The sequence below is a fragment of the Maribacter sp. UBA3344 genome (genome assembly GCF_002362375.1).
Taxonomy (GTDB): Bacteria; Bacteroidota; Bacteroidia; order Flavobacteriales; family Flavobacteriaceae; genus Maribacter; species Maribacter dokdonensis.
Map to the genome: position 1 here is coordinate 1 of NZ_DERI01000003.1, position 18840 is coordinate 18840.

The following is an 18840-nucleotide window of genomic DNA, read 5'->3' on the forward strand; positions in this document are numbered from 1 at the left end:
CCGGGAACGGTCTATTACGATAACTTTAAAATAGAAAAGATAAATACGACTACTTCGAAAATTATTGTAGCATCAAAACCCAATACATTTGATCTATATCCTAACCCTAGTTTTGATATTGTTACATTGAATAATTTAGATGAAGTTCAAATAAAAGAAATTTATATTTACGATATCTCAGGAAGATTAATTAAAAATATTAAACCTAAAATATCACAAGCAGATTTAAATGTGACAATAGATTTATATGATTTTACCGAAGGATACTACATCATTAATATTCTTGATGTAAATGGTGAGAGATATCAAAAAGAACTTTTAATTAAATAATACTATTTAAAACTATAAATGGTCTTAGTGATGATTGGGAATAATAAATCTAGTAAAGAAGTAGTGACCGTTATTTTTTTCAATTGATTTATATGATGAATGGAGTGTGTGTCACTTGCAATAAAATCAATTAAATTTTCCTTGATTAAATGAATTGCTACTTTGTTTACATCTTTACCATAATAATTGCTTAAGGAGAGCATATTTAATTGGAAAAATACACCCTTATTCTTTATTTTATCTAATGCTTTTAGTTTGTTATGAAAATACACATAACGTTCTGGGTGTGCCAATATAGGAGAGTAATTAGAATCTTTTATTTTTTTTATGGCCTCGTTAAAATTAATGGAAGCTTGTAAATATGACATTTCTATTAAAAGATAACTTTTTGCAAGCGGCATAACTTTATGTTCATTTAATATTGTTTCAAATCCTGAATCGATCATATGTTCTGCAGCAGCTTCTATATTGATATGCTCAAGATTATTCATCTTCAAAGCATTTTTCAATAACGATAAAGAACTTTGAATTGTAGACGGATTATTAGGATAATAATTCTCCATGATGTGTGGGGTACAAATAAAATCCTTTACCCCAAATTCATTAAAACCTTTTATTAATTCAATGGAATCTTCAACAGTTTTTGCTCCATCATCTATGCCTGGTAAAATATGATTATGTATATCAATAAAACCTTCAAGATGATCAATTAGAAAATGTTTTTTGGAAAAAAAGCTGAACATAGTTAAAATTAAAATTTAGTTACTTCGATACAGGAATTGTAATATCAATAAATATAGTGTCTCAGGTGAATTGAGGTACAATATGTATTGAAAAGTGTACGGAAATTAGCATAATTGCATTTAGATAAGGTAAAATTAAGTAATCACCCTTAATTTACCTAAGTATGCAATCTACGTTCTATTTTAATTCTATGTGTGCTTATTTTATTGTTTATAGCACTCAATAGACTTTCTAACACTACCATGCTCTAATAATAATGATTTTGCAAGACTTTCATTTATTCCTAATTCTTCCATTATCATTTTAGTTCCGCGATCTACTAGTTTATTGTTAGATAGTTGCATGTCTACCATTTTATTTCCTTTAACTCTACCAAGGTTAATCATAATTGAAGTAGAAATCATATTTAAAGCCAGCTTTTGGGCTGTACCTGCTTTCATTCTCGTGCTGCCAGTAACAAACTCTGGACCTACAACTAGTTCCATAGGGCAGGTTGCAATTTCTGATACTAAAGAATTTTGATTGCATGAAATACTCCCTGTAAGCACGTTATTGTCTTTAGCTGCTTTAAGTCCTCCAATAACATAAGGTGTAGATCCAGATGCTGCTATACCTAACAAAACATCGTTTTCATTTATTTTATGGACCTCAAGATCTTTCCATGCCATGGCTTCATTATCTTCTGCATTTTCAACGGCTTTTCTTAATGCCTTATCTCCACCGGCTATAAGGCCAATAATCCAATCATCTGAAACTCCAAATGTTGGAGGACATTCGGAGGCATCCAGAACGCCTAATCTGCCGCTGGTGCCTGCTCCTATATAGAATAGTCTACCACCTTTTTTCATTCTAACTAATGTCTGCTCTATAAAATGTTCAATGCTAGGGATAGCTCTTTCTATGGCCAACGGAACGGACTTGTCTTCTTGATTCATGCTAACAAGTAACTCGTTAACGGTCATTTTTTCTAAGTCATCATAATTTGATGATTGTTCTGTAGTGGGTTTAAGTGTATTCATAGTATTATTTTTTAATAAGCAATAACCCTATTACGGTTAAGCTTGCATTGACTGCTATGTTTATAAATCCGAAATCAAAGTTGAATGTGTTTATTGAGAATTGTCCTAGTAGATAAGTTATTATCGGTGCGGATAAGCATATTACAGGAACCCATTTATCTTTTAATTTTATTTTTGAAAACATGCCAAGAAGGTATAATCCTAACAGTGGACCATAGGTGTAACCTGCAACTTTAAATATTAAGGAAATAACATCTCCCTTACTATTGGAAAAGGAAAGTATAATTACGAATATTATGCAGGAGAAAAGTATTATGACTAGATTCTTTAACTGCTTTTTTGTTTTACTTGATTTGTTTGAAATATCTAAAAAATCATAGGTAAAAGAAGTAGTCAATGCGGTAAGTGCGGAATCTACACTAGAGAAAGATGCTGCTATGATGCCTAGGATAAAGAAAATACCCGCTAAAGTACCAAGATGGTTCAGTGCAAGGTTAGGAAAAAGGTTGTCAGTATTTAAAAACAATCCATTTTCGCCCTTAGGTAATAGTATGCCCATTTCATTTGCATAGACATACATTAACACTCCAAGACCCATAAACAGAAATTGTGTCATTGCTAAAATAATACTGTAGGTCAAGGTGTTTTTTTGAGCATCCCAAACATTTTTGCAAGTGAGTGTTTTTTGCATCATGTTTTGATCAAGTCCGATCATAGCAATAGCTACTAAAATTCCTGCTATAAATTGTTTGTAGAAGTTATTTCCAGAATCAGATTCCCAATTGAATATTTTAAAATATTCGTGGGAAGTTATACGTTCAAAGGATTCGGTAATACTAAAGTCTAACGTGTTTATTATTGTATAAATGGTTATTGAGGCACCAAGTATTAAAAATATAGTCTGCATAGTATCTGTCCATACAATGGTTTTAATGCCTGACTTGTTTGTGTAAAGCCACACCAAAATCAAAATAATGATGATGGTTATATAAAAAGGAACATTGAAATAGTCAAAAACTGCATATTGTAGAATTTTGGCGGCTAACATTAAACGTAATGCCGCACCGAAAGATTGAGATACCAGAAAAAACAATGAACCTGTCTTGTATGTATTGTTTCCAAACCTCACTTTGAGAAAGGTGTAAATGGAAACGAGTTGAAGTTTGTAGTATAAAGGAGTTAATACAAAGGCTATAAAGAAATAGCCTACAATGTTTCCGAGTATAAATTGATAAAAATAGAAGTTATTGTTTGCCACCATACCAGGTAAAGACACAAAGGTGACACCGGATAAACCAGCACCAACCATACCGAATGCCACTAAATACCATGGTGATTTTTTGTCGCCAGTAAAAAATGTATCATCACTGTTTTTCTTTGAGGTGAAATATGATATAATCATAAGTACAGCAAAGTAAAAGGCAATAATTAGAATGATTGTTGTAGGTTTCAATTGGTAATTTTAATTAAAAATTAGGGCAGTTTAATAACTGCCCCAATTTAGATAGTGGTTGTTGAATTTAAACTTACTAAGAAGTAGGGTTTGCGGGGGTATTTGTGTTGTTGTCTCTTTCAGAGTTAGGGTAGGGGTAATAGTCCCTGTTTCTTTCGGCATCCGTTTCCGTTGCACCTGGTCTATCAAACCTTCTGCTGTCCTCTAAAGAGAGTCCGGTCAAGTATAATTCTACTCTTCTATTTTTATAAATTTCATCTAGAATTGCAGATTGTTCCAAAGCACCATCATACTCGGGTAGATTTGCACCTAAACCATAAATGTCAGAACTGGATGTTTTGGTTAACACAGCGTTCAATTCTGTTACAGCACTTGTTAAATCATTACTTCTAGCATATGCTTCAGCTTTTATCAGCATTATTTCGCCCGGAAGATATACTGGTATTTCATCTACATTGTCACTCCAAAAACCTACAACCTGGTAATTTGGTGTTTCGGCTTCTAAATCTTCAGCGGTTATATAGAATGGTATTCTCTCGTCATTTTCATCGGGTAATAAATCTGTTGGTAGACCGAATGTTAAATCTTTGGCTTGGGTCACATTTTGTGAGCCAAACCAAAATGCTAAAGGATTAGGGATAGATGCATCATACTCCCAAGTAGATTTTACTGAAAGATCAACATTGTTGGCAGCTGTAATTGCCGCGTCATAATTCCCTGCCATTAAATTAAACCTTGCTAACAGCGCATTAACAGAATTTTCAATATCAACAGAAGTAAAGATATCTGCTGTAATGGAGGTATCTAAACCTGCATCAATATATCCCTTAGCTTCGTTCAAGTCAGCTATTACATCATCTAAAACAGCAGAACGTTCAATAAAATCGGCATCCTCAACAATTTCTAGTGGTATGCTTTCAAAATATTGAATTAGTGTACCGTGAGCCAGCGCTCTATAGAATAGACCGTAGGCTTTTAAAGAACCCGAAACAGAAGTACTTTCGCTAACATTATCAGCAGCATCGATCACTGTAGTAGCTTCCTTTCGGGTTAATAATGCATTGGTCCAAGTGTTGATTAATAATTCATTGCTTCCGCTAACATCATCCCCTCCAAGTAAGATTTCATTTTCACCAAGGTTTCCAGGATTCAATAATCTTAATTCATCAGTATTTAATCCAGAAATATGTGTGCCTGTGTAAATTAATCCGGTTCTTTCTGTACTCCATCTTTGCTGAACACCATTGATAAGGCGTACCAGATTATCTGTGTTGTTGACTACATCTGGTTCTAATGTAGAATTAGGATCCAAATATTCAGTATTACAAGACGTGGTTGCAATGAGCAATGTGATAGCTATTGTTTTTACTATATTTTTCATATCTGTCTTTTTAGAAGTTAGCGCTTAGTGATAATGAGATTGTCATTGGAATTGGCACGTTACCAAAATTCACTGAGCGCAATAAGTTTGATTGCCCTCCAGCATTTGTTTCAGGGTCATAGCTAAAGAATTTGTCAAAAGAAACAAGGTTTCTTCCAATCAATGAAAGTCTTACATTTTCTAAACTAGAGTTGAACAATGACGGAAATTCATAACCTAAAGAAACTTCTCTAAGTTTAACAAAAGAACCATCTTCAATTCTGAATTCTTCAATAGGATAAATGCCAGCGATATATCCTCTAGGTAACTCTCCTGTTAATTCTTGCGCTGCTAATTGACCAACACCTACACCTTGTCTGGTTCTTTTGTCAGCATCAAAGACATCAAAGCCCTGTACCGCTTCCCAAAGCATACTGAAATTGAAATTCTTGTATGTAAGGTCAGTCCCAATTCCAAGGATGTAATCTGGATTAGGGTCACCAATAACTTTTCTTAAAACATCTCCAGTCGGTTGTCCGTCTGCATCACGCTGTGGTGTATTGGTTGTAAGATCACCTCTTTCTTGTTGAGGAACCCCAACCGGACTTCCGTCTGTAGATTCACCTGTTAATATTAATTCGCCATTGTCATCTGTAGCATAGTAAGTACCATAGAATACGCCCAGAGCTTCACCTTCTCTTACAATTGGCGGAGCACCGGTTACACTTTCAATAGTAATATCGCCACCTACCGTGCTTAGTACCTTGTTTCTATTACTACTATAGTTGAAATTAAGATCCCATGTTAAATCATCAGTTTTAATAGGTGTTATTTTTGCATAAAGCTCAATACCGTTATTACGCATTGTACCAACATTTTCTGTTCTTGTTGAACCACCTAATGAAGGTGCCAATACACGACTTACAATTAAGTCTTCAATGTTTTGACGGTAATAGGTAAATAATAATGATGCCCTGTTGTTAAAGAAACTTAAGTCTGTACCTATTTCAAATTCTTTTGTACGCTCAGGCTTTAATCCTTCGTTACCCAATCTGGTATTTTGTTGTAATGTTGAGGAGCCTAGGTAATCATTTGAGGTATAGCTACCATATCTTTCGTAAGGACTTATTGCGGTTAAGTTACCGGCTTCACCGTATGATGCTCTTAATCTTGCGGAATTCAAGAAACTTTCCGTATTCCAAAATGGCTCATTTGAAAGAACGTATGATCCAGAAACTTTTGGATAGAAATTAGATCTTTCGTCAACATCAAAATTTGTAGCTCCATCAATTCTACCGGCTAGTGTTAAAAACAGTTTGTTATCCCATGATAAGGTCTCTTGTAAAAAGAATCCGTAAATATCCAAGTTGGTGTCAATTGGTTGTGTTTGTAATGGAATAGTAGGTTCATTATTGCTATCCAACCCTCTTCCTTGAGTTCCTTCAAAAGAAAGTTCACTACTTTGAAAACTATATCCTGCAGTTGTAACCGAATTTAATTTATCCGTAATATTGGTGTTGTATGCCATGTTAATGTCATAGTTCCAATTAAAAACTTTAGCCTCTGCGCTACCAATGTATCCATCATCATAATACGCAGGGTTTACATTTTCATAAGGATAAACTGGTATATAGATGTTACCTTTTTGATTGTAAGTGTCAACACCAATTATTTGATCTATAGATAACTTTTCTGTGGGCTTAATTTTAAGATGTAGATTAGGGATAAAGTGATTTACATCTTGAGTAATATCAAAAGTTTCAATAATAGTCAATGGATTTACTCTGGTGTTTTCTACAGCCATTAAATTCCCGTTAGCATCTCTTTGAGTGATGTCGAATGTGTTGTTGGTTATATTTATAGAGTTGATAGGACTCCAAAAAACATTACCATCTGGTTTTTCATCAGACTTACTATTTGCATAGTATAATCCTAGGTCATAAGACATCCAATCGGTTACTTTATGATTAAAATTAACTCTTGCAGAAAATCTATCGAACTTGGTGTTTTTGATAATACCTTCGTTGGTCAAATAGCCAATAGAAGCCATATAGCCCATTTTTTCATTACCACCTTTTGTTGAGAAATAATTGTCGCTACCGAAGCCGGTCTGGAAAATCTCATCTTGATAATCATATCTAGTAGTTTCAAACTTATCGGTTGATAAATTTCTATAGGTGGTAAGAGCATTTCCGTCATTTGGGTCAAAACCAAAAATTGGCCATAACCTACCAGAAAGATCACTGTTAGGTACAGTTTCAAATTCTTCTCCTATGAGGTTTAAATCTAGTTTCTTACGAATTGTATTTACGCTGAAAGTAGATTTAAAATAAAATTCTGGTCCGTCTTCATAATTGCCACCTTTTTTTGTTGTTATTACCACAACACCGTTGGATGCTCTAGAACCGTAAATGGCAGCAGCGGCAGCACCATTTAAGATGTTGACATTTTCAATATCGTTGGGATTAATGTCTACCATTCTATTTTGTCCTGGTGCAGCATCGCCCGCATCTACATTTAAGTTGGTAACATTGGTAGTTAAGTTACTGGTGATTACTCCGTCAACTACGTATAAAGGTTCTGAAGATCCTTTGATTGTACTTGGTCCTCTAAGTCTAATAGAAAAACCACCGGCGGGATCACCTGAATTTTGTGTTATTTGTGCACCAGGAACTTTACCTTGTAGGGATGTCGTGATATTTGCAGGTGAAGCTTTTACTAACTCTACCGACTTTACGGTAGTAATGGCGTTACCCAATTTTTTTCTAGACTGGGTAACAGATGAACCCACTAGAACTACTTCGTCTAAAGCATTTGAATCTTCCATCAATGTTATATTGATAGTTTGATTCATGCCCGTTAAAGCAATTTCTTCTGTTTTGTAACCAATGTAACTAATAACTAGTGTTTTGCTATTAGAGTTAGAAAGCTGTATGCTGAAATTACCATCAAAATCAGTGGAAGCCCCCGTAGTGGTTCCTTTTAACAAGATGGTAGCGCCTGGCAACGGAAGGCCGTCTTCGGCAATAACAGTACCTGAGACTGTTGAAGTTTGTGCATAAGTACTGAGTGAAAATAGCATCAGCAAGAGCACCGAGAGAACATGATAGGTTTTCTTCATAATATTAGTTTTAAGTAGTTGTGCTAACAAACCTAGCAGAATATTTTATGTTTTGCAATATTTTATTGCAACAAAGCAATTAAATCTAGAAATATTTATTGTATTCTAAAATTAAGTATATGTTTTGCAGTATTTTGTTGCAAATGTTAGTTGTTTATTATTAATTTGATATCCTTGTAATAGTTTTTAAAGAATATATTTTGCAAAAAACCGATAGACATCAAGTAATAGTAGAAGAGGTTCAATTACATAATAGGGTGTTATTGACAGATTTAGCCAACATTCTAAATGTGTCAATGGATACCGTTAGGCGAGATATAAAAGAGCTTGATGAGTTAAAGAAATTGCGAAAAGTTCATGGAGGAGCAATCTCTAATGGCTTCAATACCTATTCCGATCGGTCAAAGGAGATTTTTGAACAGGATAGTAAAGTGAAGATTGCAAAAAAAGGCATCTCTCTTTTAAAGAATGGTGATGTTGTTCTTATAAGTGGGGGGTCAACCAACTTGGAGCTTGCTAAACTTATTCCTAGAAAAATGGACCTTACCTTTTTTACGCCAAGTTTACCTATGGCAATTGAACTTTTGAATAATAAAACTCATCATCATGAAGTATACATAATAGGAGGTAAGCTGTCAAAGGAATCCCAATTGGTTACCGGTGGATTGTCAATTAATAGTTTAACGGATATTTCTGTGGATGTTTGTTTTTTAGGTACTGGATATTTGGATAGTGAAAAAGGTATTACGGAAACCGATTTGGAAATTGCGCAGTTAAAGAAGGCTATGATAGATTCATCTAAAAGATTGGTGGCTTTAACCATCAGTAAAAAGTTAAATACTGTAAGTCGTTTTAAAATATGTGAAATTAATACACTAACTGATTTAGTCACAGAGCTAGAGCCCTCTGCCAAGATTTTGGAATCCTACAGGAGTAAAGGGGTTAATCTGGTATAATCTTAGAAACTACTATTTATTATAACTTTTCAGTTCTTCCTTTTAATTGTATTGACTTTTATACTCCACAATAACTAATAGTGTTGATTTTGTCAATGTCGAATTTAGTAATTAGCACTTGGCTTTTTTACAGAATAGTAGTTCGATATTTTAATTTGCTGGTTTTTAACACATCAATTAGATGGGCGTTAATAGTTACAGTGGACTTAGCGATGGAAACAGATGGATATTATATTTTTTACCATAAAATATTAGTGATATAATATGGTAAGGCTATTGTTACTTTCGATAAGTATTGAAGATTAATCTAATGGCTTCAAAGAAGGATTTAAGAGTTTTTTAGTTTTATGACTTTATAAAATATAGGACAGTTAATTAATTGGGTTGGTACCCGTTTGGGTACCTTAATTAATGCCAATAATAATTATGATAATTTATGAGTTTGTATAAAAAATTAAATGATGAAAAGATATTTTCTTAATTAGTTTTTTTTGATATAATTTAAGGCTATTCAGCATTTTCTTAATTGAATAATGATAGGTTTAAATTATTCAATAAACTAAATTGATAATGAAATCGTTATACTAATATATCCATAATTACATTATGCTATATGCCTGCATATAAAATTATTATTGTAGAAGATGAACCGTTTTTATCTGATGCTTATAAATTAGTGTTTCGGATATTAAATGAGGACTCGTTTGATAATTCTTATTCGGTATCTACAGCCAATACTTATGAGCAGGGTGTTGCGATTATTCATAAGTGTTCTTTCAACCAAGATGATAATCTTATAGCAATTTTAGATATTAGAATTTTATCGAACGACGGTGGATTTAAAAAAACAGGGGAAGATTTGGCATTGCTGCTAAAGAGTTTACGACCTGATTCTAAGATTATTATTGTGACATCTCTTGTTAAAAAATACTATTATCATTCTATTGTAACCAAAGTTAATCCTCAAGGTTTTTTAATAAAAAGTGAAATGGACTTTAATAAGTTAAAGCTTGCGATTAATAGAATTATAAATGGAGAGACTTATTTTACTAAATCAATTTCTGATTTTTTTCGAAGATCTGCGGTTCTGAATCTACCTATAGATGAATATGATAGAAAATTACTTTTTCATCTCTCAGAAGGGTGTACCATTAAAGAAATGTCAGAAATATTAAATCTATCTATTTCAGGAATAGAATGGAGGCAGCGAAAACTTTCAAGAATTTTTAATCTTGAAAATGTTCGAATTAAAAGTTTGCTACAAAAAGCCACGGAATTTGGATTAATTTGATGTATTTCATCGATTCTAAGGTGCAATCCTTAGAATTGCCAAGGTAAAAACTCATTACTTCGTCTTTTCATATTTCTACATTGTAGGTGTAAATAATTATTTATACCAAAAAATAACTTTTTTAAACAATGTAAAATGAAAAAAATATTACTTCTGTCACTTTTCTTGGTAATTAATATAAAATTCACTTTTTCACAGCATTATGGTGAAGATTTTTTGAACTCTGTGGATGATGTTGAACATTATATTAACGGGGGTCAATTGACCAGAAATAAATCAAAACAAGCCTTTAGAAATATTAAAATTCTTTCCGAAAAGGGAAATGCAGATGCTTTATGTTTAATGGGAGTACTTTATAAAGATGGCATAGGAACAGGAATAAATTTTAATAAAGCACGAAAGTATTTTAAAGAATCTTATGAAGCAGGTAGTGATAAAGGTTCATATAGCCTTGGGTATTTGTATCTAAAAGGATTAGGAAATATTAATCAAGATTACTCCAAAGCAATCAAGTGGTTTGAGAGAAGTAATTACCCCATGGCGAAGCATTGGCTGGCTAAAATGCATTATTTCGGATTGGGATTTTCAGTTGATAGAAATAGGGCTGTTGAAATACTGTCGAATAATCCCATTGGAAATAGTCAGCTCTTATTAAAAAAGTTTCAATATGAAATGTCTATTTCGGAAACTTCTAATAGTTTAAAAATTACTCCTGAAGAGACTTTTGGAGATATACAATTAGTAGACACTAATAATTATTATTCAACAATCAAGGGAAATTGGGTAGGTGAATGGCAATTTTTTGATTGGTCCAACCAAAAATTGAATAGAAGAGTACCATTTGCTATGGAAATATTAGATAATGATACTGGAATTTTAGATGTAAATATAACTGTAGACGATAATGTTTTTAATGGTAAACTTTTACAAGTAAATAATGAATTGATTTTTTCCGACTTGACCGTTGATGTCAAAAAGGAATATACAGATTACATAGATGAGTTACAATTAACTTATCAATTGACTTCCCTTATTTTTAATCTCATTAATACTGAGGAAGAAAGAGTTATTATCGGAGAATTAGAGTCAACGATAATAAATTGGTCTGAACCTTCACCGCCAAGTAGATTAATTCTTAAACAGAAAGAAAGTGAACTGGATATAGATGTTTTGAAGGCTCTATCGGAACAAACGGAGCACTTTATCAAGGTTTATCCAAATCCTTTTAAAGAAGATTTGCTTCTGTATTATTCATTGGAGCATGATTCAGAAATTTCTGTTCAATTGTATGATTATTATAATCCTACTAAAGCGATTAAAACAAAAAATAGAAATCAGAAAAAAGGCGAACGTACTATAACATTAGACGGACTACATGATTTAGAAAAAGGTCTATATCTAGTGAATATGAATGTTGGTTCTGATAGGTATACTAGAATCGTAATCAAGGATTAATATTAAAAGATGACATCATGAAAAATACATATAAACTAATATTTCTATTAACATTTTTAACTGTGTTTTCTTTTAATTCGAAGGCACAGTATAAACAAACACCTTTACAAGAAGTATCTTTTGATAGATATGGAGACCCGATAAGTTCTACAGATGGTGAAACCTATTCTGAGGAACCTTTTAAATTTAAAATTACTTTTTCGGATATGAATGTTCTCTTAGATATGCAAAATGCCATGGCCGCTTATAATCGTGCTAAGGTTGATGAATGGATGAGAAAGCAAGAAAACAATTTTAAAAATGAAATTAATAGGCAATTAGGGACGAATTATTCAAATTTTAAGGATGCTCAAAGGTCTTTTTATAAAGAATATGAGATTGGTGTTAACAAAATTGATGTTGAGTTAAGGGATTTAGTTTCGGACTATAGTGCTGCGAGTAATAGATTAAGTAGGGAACAGCAAGAATTTACGAATGAGTTAAAGATTCTTGGTGATTGGAAGTCGATTCGAAATGATTGTAATCCAATAGGTATTATTGATTGTGGCTCAATTTCACAAGAAGTTGTGAAAGGTGTCAAAATGAGAAACGCTAGTCTTTCGGTATTAAATCAATTAGAAAATGAATCGTTGGATAATTTTTCAAATCATGAATATGATGCCGCATTGCATATAGCATGGGCTCAAGGAATTCAAAACACTTTGAGTACACAAAGTGTTATTGCCGAGATGGCAGAAAACCATATGAACTTTTATGAAAGAAAATCTTTAGAGGATAAAATATTTTATATGACAACTTATTTGATTCAATATCAAAACCGTAATATGTCCGCCTCTCCGTTGTCACCAACTATTACTAAGTATAATCCGCCTATTTATTGGAATAAATCCATCCTTTTGGAAAAAGGTAAATTAGTTGCACCTGTTCCTCCTAAAAAAGCTTTGGTATTTAAACCTGGATATATTTCTAGAAGTTATGATGCTTGTTTAATAAGGCGCGAAGGAACTTATTATTGCAGAATTGAGGAGCAAAAGCTTTATGATTTAAAACAAGAAATAATTGAAGAGCATATAAAGAACTTATACTTATCTGAAGAATTTTTAAAACAGAAAAAACCTGATTATTTCAAACAAATAGTGACTAATCCAAATTCTGGAAGTTCTCGAATACATGAAAATGCTTTTACTATTCAAAATAGTAAAAATCAAACTATAGCTTTTGTTACACCGGATGAGAAATTTTTCTTTTGGAATGGTATTGTTGGGAGTTATTCTAAGAGCGAAATAGGAAATAATTATCGAGATACGTACATGTATTATGTTGAAGATAAGTATCGAAGACAATCTGAACCTATTTCTTGGGGAGTATATTTAGCTGCTGATGACTTAGGAGGTTTTTATTTGGATTTAATAGATAGTCCAAATCAAACTGTGAGCAATTTTGCCAATGGCATTGGAAAAATTATTACTCTGGATTTTGATATAAATAAAACATGGCAGGCAATTGTTGATGCTGATTTAACGGATGTCTCTTATATATCAGCCACGTTAGCTCTAGGTCATCTAGCTGGTCCAAAAGGAGTTGGTGTAATACCCGCATCTGAAACAGGTCAATTACAGCAATTCCTAGCGAGATATGCAAGTAAATCCAGCCCTGCAAAATTAACTTGGCCGCAATTATTTGAATTGTTTAGAAAGGCTAGAGCATTTGAAAAGGCAGTGTCTAATCATTTAGCCTCCTTATATTCTAAAGTAAACGGTTATAAAGTATTCAGTCAAGTTTATGTAAAGGTTGATGGGGCCATTTCTATAGTCGATGATTTAATATATAATACAACAACTCGTAAGTGGATTTTAAACGAGACTAAGTATGGAGTTGGAAATACCTTAAGTAGAAATCAAGAAATAATACAAAATGCAATTAAGAATGGTAAAAAAATTGAAATTCGTAGCAAGGAAGCACTTATTCCTGGACAGATAGGTCAGGGTAGTTATATAACTATATCAGAAATTTTACGTTCACATAGTATTAATGGAAGTATTATATTTGACACTGTTAAATCGACATGGAAGAGCCAAAAATAATTTCTAAGAAAGAAGTGTTAGAGACCATAGGGTTTAGGTTAGAGGATAGCCTAAGATCCTATGGCTTTAAATATATCAAATCAAAGAGCCATCTAATAAAAAAATTTAACGGTGGTTTTTACCGTATTTTATTTACAACATATGATGGTTTTCCTGTTAGCCATCAGGAATTGAATATTCAATTTATAGTTCGTTTAAACGAAATTGAAGAAATTGTATCACGTTTTTATAACGAGCGTTTTAGAAATCCTGAATTCTCAAAATTATCAGATACAATAAATTGTGATTTTAACTGTATAAATAAAGGCGTATTAGAAAATATATTGCCACCTAAGCCTGATTTATGTAAACTTTGTAATAAAGATAATAATCGATATTTTGTTATACATGAGTCTGGTGATATTGATATTGCCGCTGAACAATTAAAAAGTTTTATAAAGTCAAATGGATTAGATTTTTTTGAAAAATTCACGAATACACAGAAATTGAATGAATGGTTCAAGCAAAAACTTCTTAGTTCAGATTACCCTTTAGATTTATTAGAAGTTATGCATTCCTTAATTTTAATGAAAAGAACTAAAGATTCGGATTATGAAAGTATTTTGAAAATATATACTTCACGTTTAAAACCAAATATTGGTTTTGAAGTTGAGACTAACGCAGCTTTTAAAGAAATTATTGACTATCTTAATTAATTATTTAAGTTATATTATTAGTTTCAAGCTAAGTAAAATTTATGAACAAGTCTTTAATAATATTATTTCTGCTGATATATTCTTTGGCATTTGCTCAGGTTAATTCACAAAAAATTTTAGAAGCTTGTGGAAAATGTGAACTAAATTGTCAAATAATAAAATCTGATTCAACTCTTGAAACTTTTGAGTTAAGTTTTTCTAATAGATTTTTGGAAACAGGAGAAAAGTTTAGTATAACCATGATAAATAATATTAAACCTGTTGATAATGAATTTGAAATTAACAATTTAATATGTAATTTATTTTATAATTCAACAGATATTTTGAGTAGTGTACAAAATGTTTCTGAATATGATAGTGATATTATTTTTAGTATATTTTTTATTAAAAATAATAACCTTGGTGCTAGAAAAGATATTCATGCGGTATTAAAAATTTGTGGTCAAAGTTATATTTTTAGTTATTTTGGGTATTTCAGTATTGATGATAAGGTTTTTATTGATTTTAAATGTATGTATCATGAATTTAGTAACTTTTTATGTTTATGAATTCAATTTTTATTTGAATTGTCTGTAATAATATTTTGACTACGATTCAATTAAATTCCTTTTAAATCTATAAAAGATTTAATAAATGCTTGTTTTTAATGTATTCTAAAGCCAATTAATAATTACTGAAAATTTAGCAGCTCATTATTTTAGTATTTTAATGTTGGTCTTTCATGTAGTTTCTGTTATTAGTTATTTGCCGATACAAAAATTAGCGAAAATATTTCCTAACAACTCATCATTAGTTACTTGACCGGTAATCTCACCTAAATGATAAAGTGCTTCGCGAACGTCAATGGCCATTAAATCACTAGAAATTTCTGCTTTCATCCCAAACTGCACTTTTTCTATTTCTTCTAAAGCTTTTAATAGGGAGTTGTAATGGCGGGTATTGGTGACAATGGTTTCATTATTTCTGAGCGCTCCTGTATTTACAAATTCCAGTAGGCTGTTTTGTAAATCTTCTACACCTTCACCTGTTTTTGCGGATAGGTATTTTACTTCGTCTAAATGAGATGCAATTTTTTCCTTATCCGTTTCAGAAAGGGTATCGGCTTTATTTACTAGAAGAACCAAGGGCTTTAACGGATTCTTATTTTTTATTTTTTCAAAATCGATTACTGTATTTTTTAACTTTTGGTCATTTACCAGAAGTTTTGATCCATCAACGAGTAATAAAATAACTTGTGCTTGTTCAATTTTTTCAAAGGTTTTTTTAATCCCCATTCCTTCCACAACATCTTCGGTTTCCCTAATTCCGGCAGTATCAATAAATCGAAATCCTATGCCACCAATAGAAATTTCGTCTTCTATGGTGTCTCTGGTGGTTCCTGCTATATCGGACACCAAGGCACGCTCTTCATTTAAAAATGCATTCAATAGTGTAGATTTACCCACATTTGGCTCACCTACAATGGCAACAGGTATTCCGTTTTTTATCACATTGCCAACAGCAAAAGAGTCAATCAATCCTTGAAGTACCTTTTGAATTCTGGCCAATAATTCTTTGAACGCGGTACGATCGGCAAATTCTACATCTTCTTCTGAAAAATCGAGTTCTAATTCTATTAATGAGGCAAAATTGAGAAGCTCTGTACGTAAATGTTTTATTTCATTGCTGAAACCCCCGCGCATTTGTTGCATGGCAATTTGATGGCTTGCTGCATTATCACTAGAAATAAGATCAGCTACTGCTTCTGCCTGACTAAGATCCATTTTTCCGTTAAGAAAGGCACGCAACGTAAATTCTCCAGGGTCTGCGGTTTTGCAACCATTTCTAAGAAACAATTGAATGATCTGCTGCTGAATATATGGGGAGCCGTGACAAGATATTTCTATGACGTTTTCGCCTGTGTATGAATGCGGATCTTTAAAAATAGAAACAAGGGCTTGATCCATAACATTTTCACCATCCATGATATAACCTAAATGAATGGTATGACTCTTTTGCTCTTTAAGAATTTTGCCTGATGCAGACTTAAAGTGCTTAGACGCAATTGTGATGGCATCTTGACCAGAAAGTCTTATGACCGCAATTGCCCCTGCCCCTGCAGGAGTGGCCAATGCTATGATAGTTTCCGTTTTAATCATCGTGCAAAAATAATCATTTAATAACTGTTCTTCTTTTCTTATTTTACTGGTATTTTGTTTTCAGTATTCATTTATATAGTAATTTTACACGGTTTAAATTTTAATCAGAAAATGAAAAAAGTATTTGTTTTAGTTGTATTTATGTTTGTTTCTATTACAGGTGTTGCTCAAAGTGATACTGATGGTTCTTCTACCGAGATTACTATAGAGGAACAGAAAGAAATGGAAGAGGTTAAAAAGAAAGTAGAAAAAGCGGAGGCGAAAGCCAAGAAAGAAAAGAAAGAAGCTGCTGAGAAAAAAAAGCAGGAGAAACTTCAAAAGCAGATCAAATCGAAAGAGAAATCTATTTCAAGTGAAAAGAAGCAAATTGAAAAGTTGCAGTCTCAATTAGAGAAAGGAAAGTTAAAAGGTACGCTCTCTCCGGTCGATATTCAGAAAAAAGAAGATAAGATAGCTAAGGGTCAAATGAAGATCATGAAAGAGCAAGAAAAATTAAAAAAACTGAATAGAAAATTATAATTTATACTTTTTTGTAACAATTACGGGGGTTGTGCGTCTTATTTATAGTATTCATCATTAAATCAATCAAAAATGGAACTAGTAAATAAAAACGCAGTCGCAGTACGTGAAGACCGAAATCTATTGGTCATAACGCATTTATCTCAATATTTAGATTTTGTAACAGGCTTTGGCGGACTTCTTGTGCCGTTGGTAATTTGGTTAACCACCAAAGACACGGTTATAGGAATGAATGAACATGGTAAGTCTGTAATTAATTTTCAATTATCATTGATTTTGTATCTTATAATTGGTATTCCTGGTATTTTATTATTTGGACTTGGAATCTTATTGTTGGTTTTTGCAGGAATTTTATCTTTGGTAATGCCTGCTATTAACGCCATAAGAGCTAGTAACGGAGAATCGCCAAGTTATTTTGGTACCATACGTTTTATCTCATAAGCTAATTTATAAAGCGATAAAAAAAGGGTCAGTTTTTAAACTGACCCTTTTTACTATTTTAAACTTAGGAAATTAACTGTTCAACATAACAGGCATTACCAACATGGTTACATATTCACCTTCATCCAAACCGTCTGAAGGAGTAAGTATACCGGCACGGTTAGGTAAACTCATTTCTAAAGAAACTTCGTCTGAACTTAAGTTGTTCAGCATTTCAGTTAAAAATCTTGAGTTAAATCCTATTTGCATATCATCACCTTGGTAAGAACACGTTAATCTTTCTTCTGCCTTGTTAGAGTAATCAATATCTTCTGCGGAAATGTTCAATTCAGCACCGGCAATTTTTAATCTAATCTGGTGCGTTGTTTTATTTGAGAAAATAGAAACCCTTCTTACTGAACTTAAGAATTGATTTCTGGCTATTGTAAGTTTGTTTGGATTCTCTTTAGGTATTACCGCTTCATAGTTTGGATACTTACCATCGATCAATCTACAGATAAGCTCTGTGTCTTCAAAACTGAACTTTGCATTACTTTCATTATATTCTATAAGAACGTCAGATTCGCTGCCCGCCAAAATTCCCTTTAATAAGGTTAAAGGTTTTTTGGGCATAATGAATTCTGCTACCTGTGAGGCTCTGACATCTGTACGTTGATATTTTACCAATTTGTGAGCATCTGTTGCTACAAAAGTTAAATTCTCTGGTGAAAATTGAAAGAAAACACCGCTCATTACAGGTCTTAGGTCATCATTACCGGCAGCAAAAATGGTTTTGTTGATAGCAGTGGCAAGAATATCTCCAAGTAACGTTGTTGAACTAGGGCTAGTTAATTCCACGGCTTTTGGAAATTCTGCTCCATCGGCATATGCTAAGGCATATTTACCGTGATTAGAACTAATTTCTACGGTATTGTTATCTTCAACAACAAATGTCAAAGGTTGTTCCGGAAAAGTTTTCAACGTTTCTAAAAGTAATCTGGCCGGTACTGCAATAGTACCCTCGTTATCCGAATCTACCGTTATAACGGAACTCATAGTGGTTTCTAGGTCAGACGCTGATACAGTTAGTTTGTCCTTTTGCAAGTCGAACAGGAAATTATCCAGTATTGGTAATGTATTACTGTTGTTGATTACACCTCCTAATATTTGGAGTTGTTTTAGCAAATAGGTACTTGAAACTATAAATTTCATTCTTTAAATTTTATTGATATTGTTCCTGAAATCATCAAGAAAA

The 18840-nt window shown here is 32.5% G+C and carries 16 protein-coding genes; 9 read left to right on the top strand and 7 right to left on the bottom strand.

Going from position 1 to position 18840, the window contains the following annotated elements; translation table 11 throughout:
• A partial coding sequence (locus tag B2Z27_RS01465) for a T9SS type A sorting domain-containing protein (RefSeq protein WP_286812287.1) occupies positions 1-330 on the top strand: 330 nt, incomplete at its 5' end.
• Positions 331-332: 2 nt separating this feature from the next.
• Here B2Z27_RS01465 and B2Z27_RS01470 read toward each other — a convergent pair.
• The 5 genes from B2Z27_RS01470 to B2Z27_RS01490 all read right to left on the bottom strand — a co-directional run bounded on the left by B2Z27_RS01470 (position 333) and on the right by B2Z27_RS01490 (position 8027).
• Complete coding sequence (locus B2Z27_RS01470; protein ID WP_286812288.1) at positions 333-1073, bottom strand: tyrosine-protein phosphatase; 741 nt, start codon at positions 1071-1073, stop codon at positions 333-335.
• Between the two features lie 204 nt (positions 1074-1277).
• Entirely contained in the window at positions 1278-2093 is an 816-nt protein-coding gene (murQ, locus tag B2Z27_RS01475) for an N-acetylmuramic acid 6-phosphate etherase (RefSeq protein WP_286812289.1), read from the bottom strand.
• A 4-nt stretch (positions 2094-2097) separates the two neighbouring features.
• Positions 2098-3546 (bottom strand): sodium:solute symporter, encoded by a 1449-nt coding sequence (locus B2Z27_RS01480; protein WP_286812290.1) that lies wholly within the window; start codon positions 3544-3546, stop codon positions 2098-2100.
• 76 nt (positions 3547-3622) lie between these two features.
• Positions 3623-4927, bottom strand: coding sequence for a RagB/SusD family nutrient uptake outer membrane protein (locus tag B2Z27_RS01485; protein ID WP_286812291.1), 1305 nt, complete (start codon positions 4925-4927; stop codon positions 3623-3625).
• 10 nt (positions 4928-4937) lie between these two features.
• Positions 4938-8027: a SusC/RagA family TonB-linked outer membrane protein gene (locus tag B2Z27_RS01490; RefSeq protein WP_286812292.1), complete on the bottom strand. Its 3090-nt coding sequence runs from the start codon at positions 8025-8027 to the stop codon at positions 4938-4940.
• 200 nt (positions 8028-8227) lie between these two features.
• Here B2Z27_RS01490 and B2Z27_RS01495 point away from each other — a divergent pair, with 200 nt between their 5' ends.
• From B2Z27_RS01495 to B2Z27_RS01520, 6 genes are all read left to right on the top strand, one after another.
• Positions 8228-8983 carry a DeoR/GlpR family DNA-binding transcription regulator gene (locus B2Z27_RS01495; RefSeq protein ID WP_286812293.1) on the top strand — a complete coding sequence of 252 codons (756 nt, stop codon included), beginning with the start codon at positions 8228-8230 and terminating at the stop codon, positions 8981-8983.
• 613 nt (positions 8984-9596) lie between these two features.
• Positions 9597-10274, top strand: coding sequence for a DUF5932 domain-containing protein (locus B2Z27_RS01500; RefSeq protein ID WP_286812294.1), 678 nt, complete (start codon positions 9597-9599; stop codon positions 10272-10274).
• 135 nt (positions 10275-10409) lie between these two features.
• Positions 10410-11729 (top strand): T9SS type A sorting domain-containing protein, encoded by a 1320-nt coding sequence (locus B2Z27_RS01505; protein WP_286812295.1) that lies wholly within the window; start codon positions 10410-10412, stop codon positions 11727-11729.
• 17 nt (positions 11730-11746) lie between these two features.
• Positions 11747-13813 (top strand): hypothetical protein, encoded by a 2067-nt coding sequence (locus tag B2Z27_RS01510; RefSeq protein WP_286812296.1) that lies wholly within the window; start codon positions 11747-11749, stop codon positions 13811-13813.
• Complete coding sequence (locus B2Z27_RS01515; protein ID WP_286812297.1) at positions 13795-14508, top strand: hypothetical protein; 714 nt, start codon at positions 13795-13797, stop codon at positions 14506-14508. The genes B2Z27_RS01510 and B2Z27_RS01515 overlap by 19 nt, the downstream gene beginning before the upstream one ends.
• A gap of 41 nt (positions 14509-14549) precedes the next feature.
• A complete protein-coding gene (locus tag B2Z27_RS01520; RefSeq protein WP_210706663.1) occupies positions 14550-15056 on the top strand; it encodes a hypothetical protein in 507 nt (168 codons plus the stop codon).
• A 192-nt stretch (positions 15057-15248) separates the two neighbouring features.
• Here the strand turns inward: B2Z27_RS01520 and mnmE are convergent, their stop codons facing one another.
• Positions 15249-16646 carry a tRNA uridine-5-carboxymethylaminomethyl(34) synthesis GTPase MnmE gene (mnmE, locus tag B2Z27_RS01525; protein WP_286812298.1) on the bottom strand — a complete coding sequence of 466 codons (1398 nt, stop codon included), beginning with the start codon at positions 16644-16646 and terminating at the stop codon, positions 15249-15251.
• Between the two features lie 111 nt (positions 16647-16757).
• On the opposite strand from mnmE, the gene B2Z27_RS01530 reads away from it, so the two are divergent.
• Together B2Z27_RS01530 and B2Z27_RS01535 are read left to right on the top strand one after the other, a co-directional pair.
• Positions 16758-17165, top strand: a complete 408-nt coding sequence (locus B2Z27_RS01530; protein WP_071341853.1) for a hypothetical protein — start codon at positions 16758-16760, stop codon at positions 17163-17165.
• Between the two features lie 72 nt (positions 17166-17237).
• Positions 17238-17606 carry a DUF4870 domain-containing protein gene (locus tag B2Z27_RS01535; RefSeq protein WP_058103241.1) on the top strand — a complete coding sequence of 123 codons (369 nt, stop codon included), beginning with the start codon at positions 17238-17240 and terminating at the stop codon, positions 17604-17606.
• Positions 17607-17678: 72 nt separating this feature from the next.
• Here the strand turns inward: B2Z27_RS01535 and dnaN are convergent, their stop codons facing one another.
• Complete coding sequence (gene dnaN, locus B2Z27_RS01540; protein ID WP_058103240.1) at positions 17679-18797, bottom strand: DNA polymerase III subunit beta; 1119 nt, start codon at positions 18795-18797, stop codon at positions 17679-17681.
• Positions 18798-18840: the final 43 nt, after the last annotated feature.

Excerpts from the sequence above, each read along its gene's own strand:
- B2Z27_RS01470 (WP_286812288.1), bottom strand. The coding sequence starts at position 1,073 with ATGTTCAGCTTTTTTTCCAAAAAACATTTTCTAATTGATCATCTTGAA.
- murQ (WP_286812289.1), bottom strand. The coding sequence starts at position 2,093 with ATGAATACACTTAAACCCACTACAGAACAATCATCAAATTATGATGAC.
- B2Z27_RS01485 (WP_286812291.1), bottom strand. The coding sequence starts at position 4,927 with ATGAAAAATATAGTAAAAACAATAGCTATCACATTGCTCATTGCAACC.
- B2Z27_RS01490 (WP_286812292.1), bottom strand. The coding sequence starts at position 8,027 with ATGAAGAAAACCTATCATGTTCTCTCGGTGCTCTTGCTGATGCTATTT.
- B2Z27_RS01500 (WP_286812294.1), top strand. The coding sequence starts at position 9,597 with ATGCCTGCATATAAAATTATTATTGTAGAAGATGAACCGTTTTTATCT.
- B2Z27_RS01505 (WP_286812295.1), top strand. The coding sequence starts at position 10,410 with ATGAAAAAAATATTACTTCTGTCACTTTTCTTGGTAATTAATATAAAA.
- B2Z27_RS01510 (WP_286812296.1), top strand. The coding sequence starts at position 11,747 with ATGAAAAATACATATAAACTAATATTTCTATTAACATTTTTAACTGTG.
- B2Z27_RS01515 (WP_286812297.1), top strand. The coding sequence starts at position 13,795 with ATGGAAGAGCCAAAAATAATTTCTAAGAAAGAAGTGTTAGAGACCATA.
- B2Z27_RS01520 (WP_210706663.1), top strand. The coding sequence starts at position 14,550 with ATGAACAAGTCTTTAATAATATTATTTCTGCTGATATATTCTTTGGCA.
- mnmE (WP_286812298.1), bottom strand. The coding sequence starts at position 16,646 with ATGATTAAAACGGAAACTATCATAGCATTGGCCACTCCTGCAGGGGCA.
- B2Z27_RS01530 (WP_071341853.1), top strand. The coding sequence starts at position 16,758 with ATGAAAAAAGTATTTGTTTTAGTTGTATTTATGTTTGTTTCTATTACA.
- B2Z27_RS01535 (WP_058103241.1), top strand. The coding sequence starts at position 17,238 with ATGGAACTAGTAAATAAAAACGCAGTCGCAGTACGTGAAGACCGAAAT.
- dnaN (WP_058103240.1), bottom strand. The coding sequence starts at position 18,797 with ATGAAATTTATAGTTTCAAGTACCTATTTGCTAAAACAACTCCAAATA.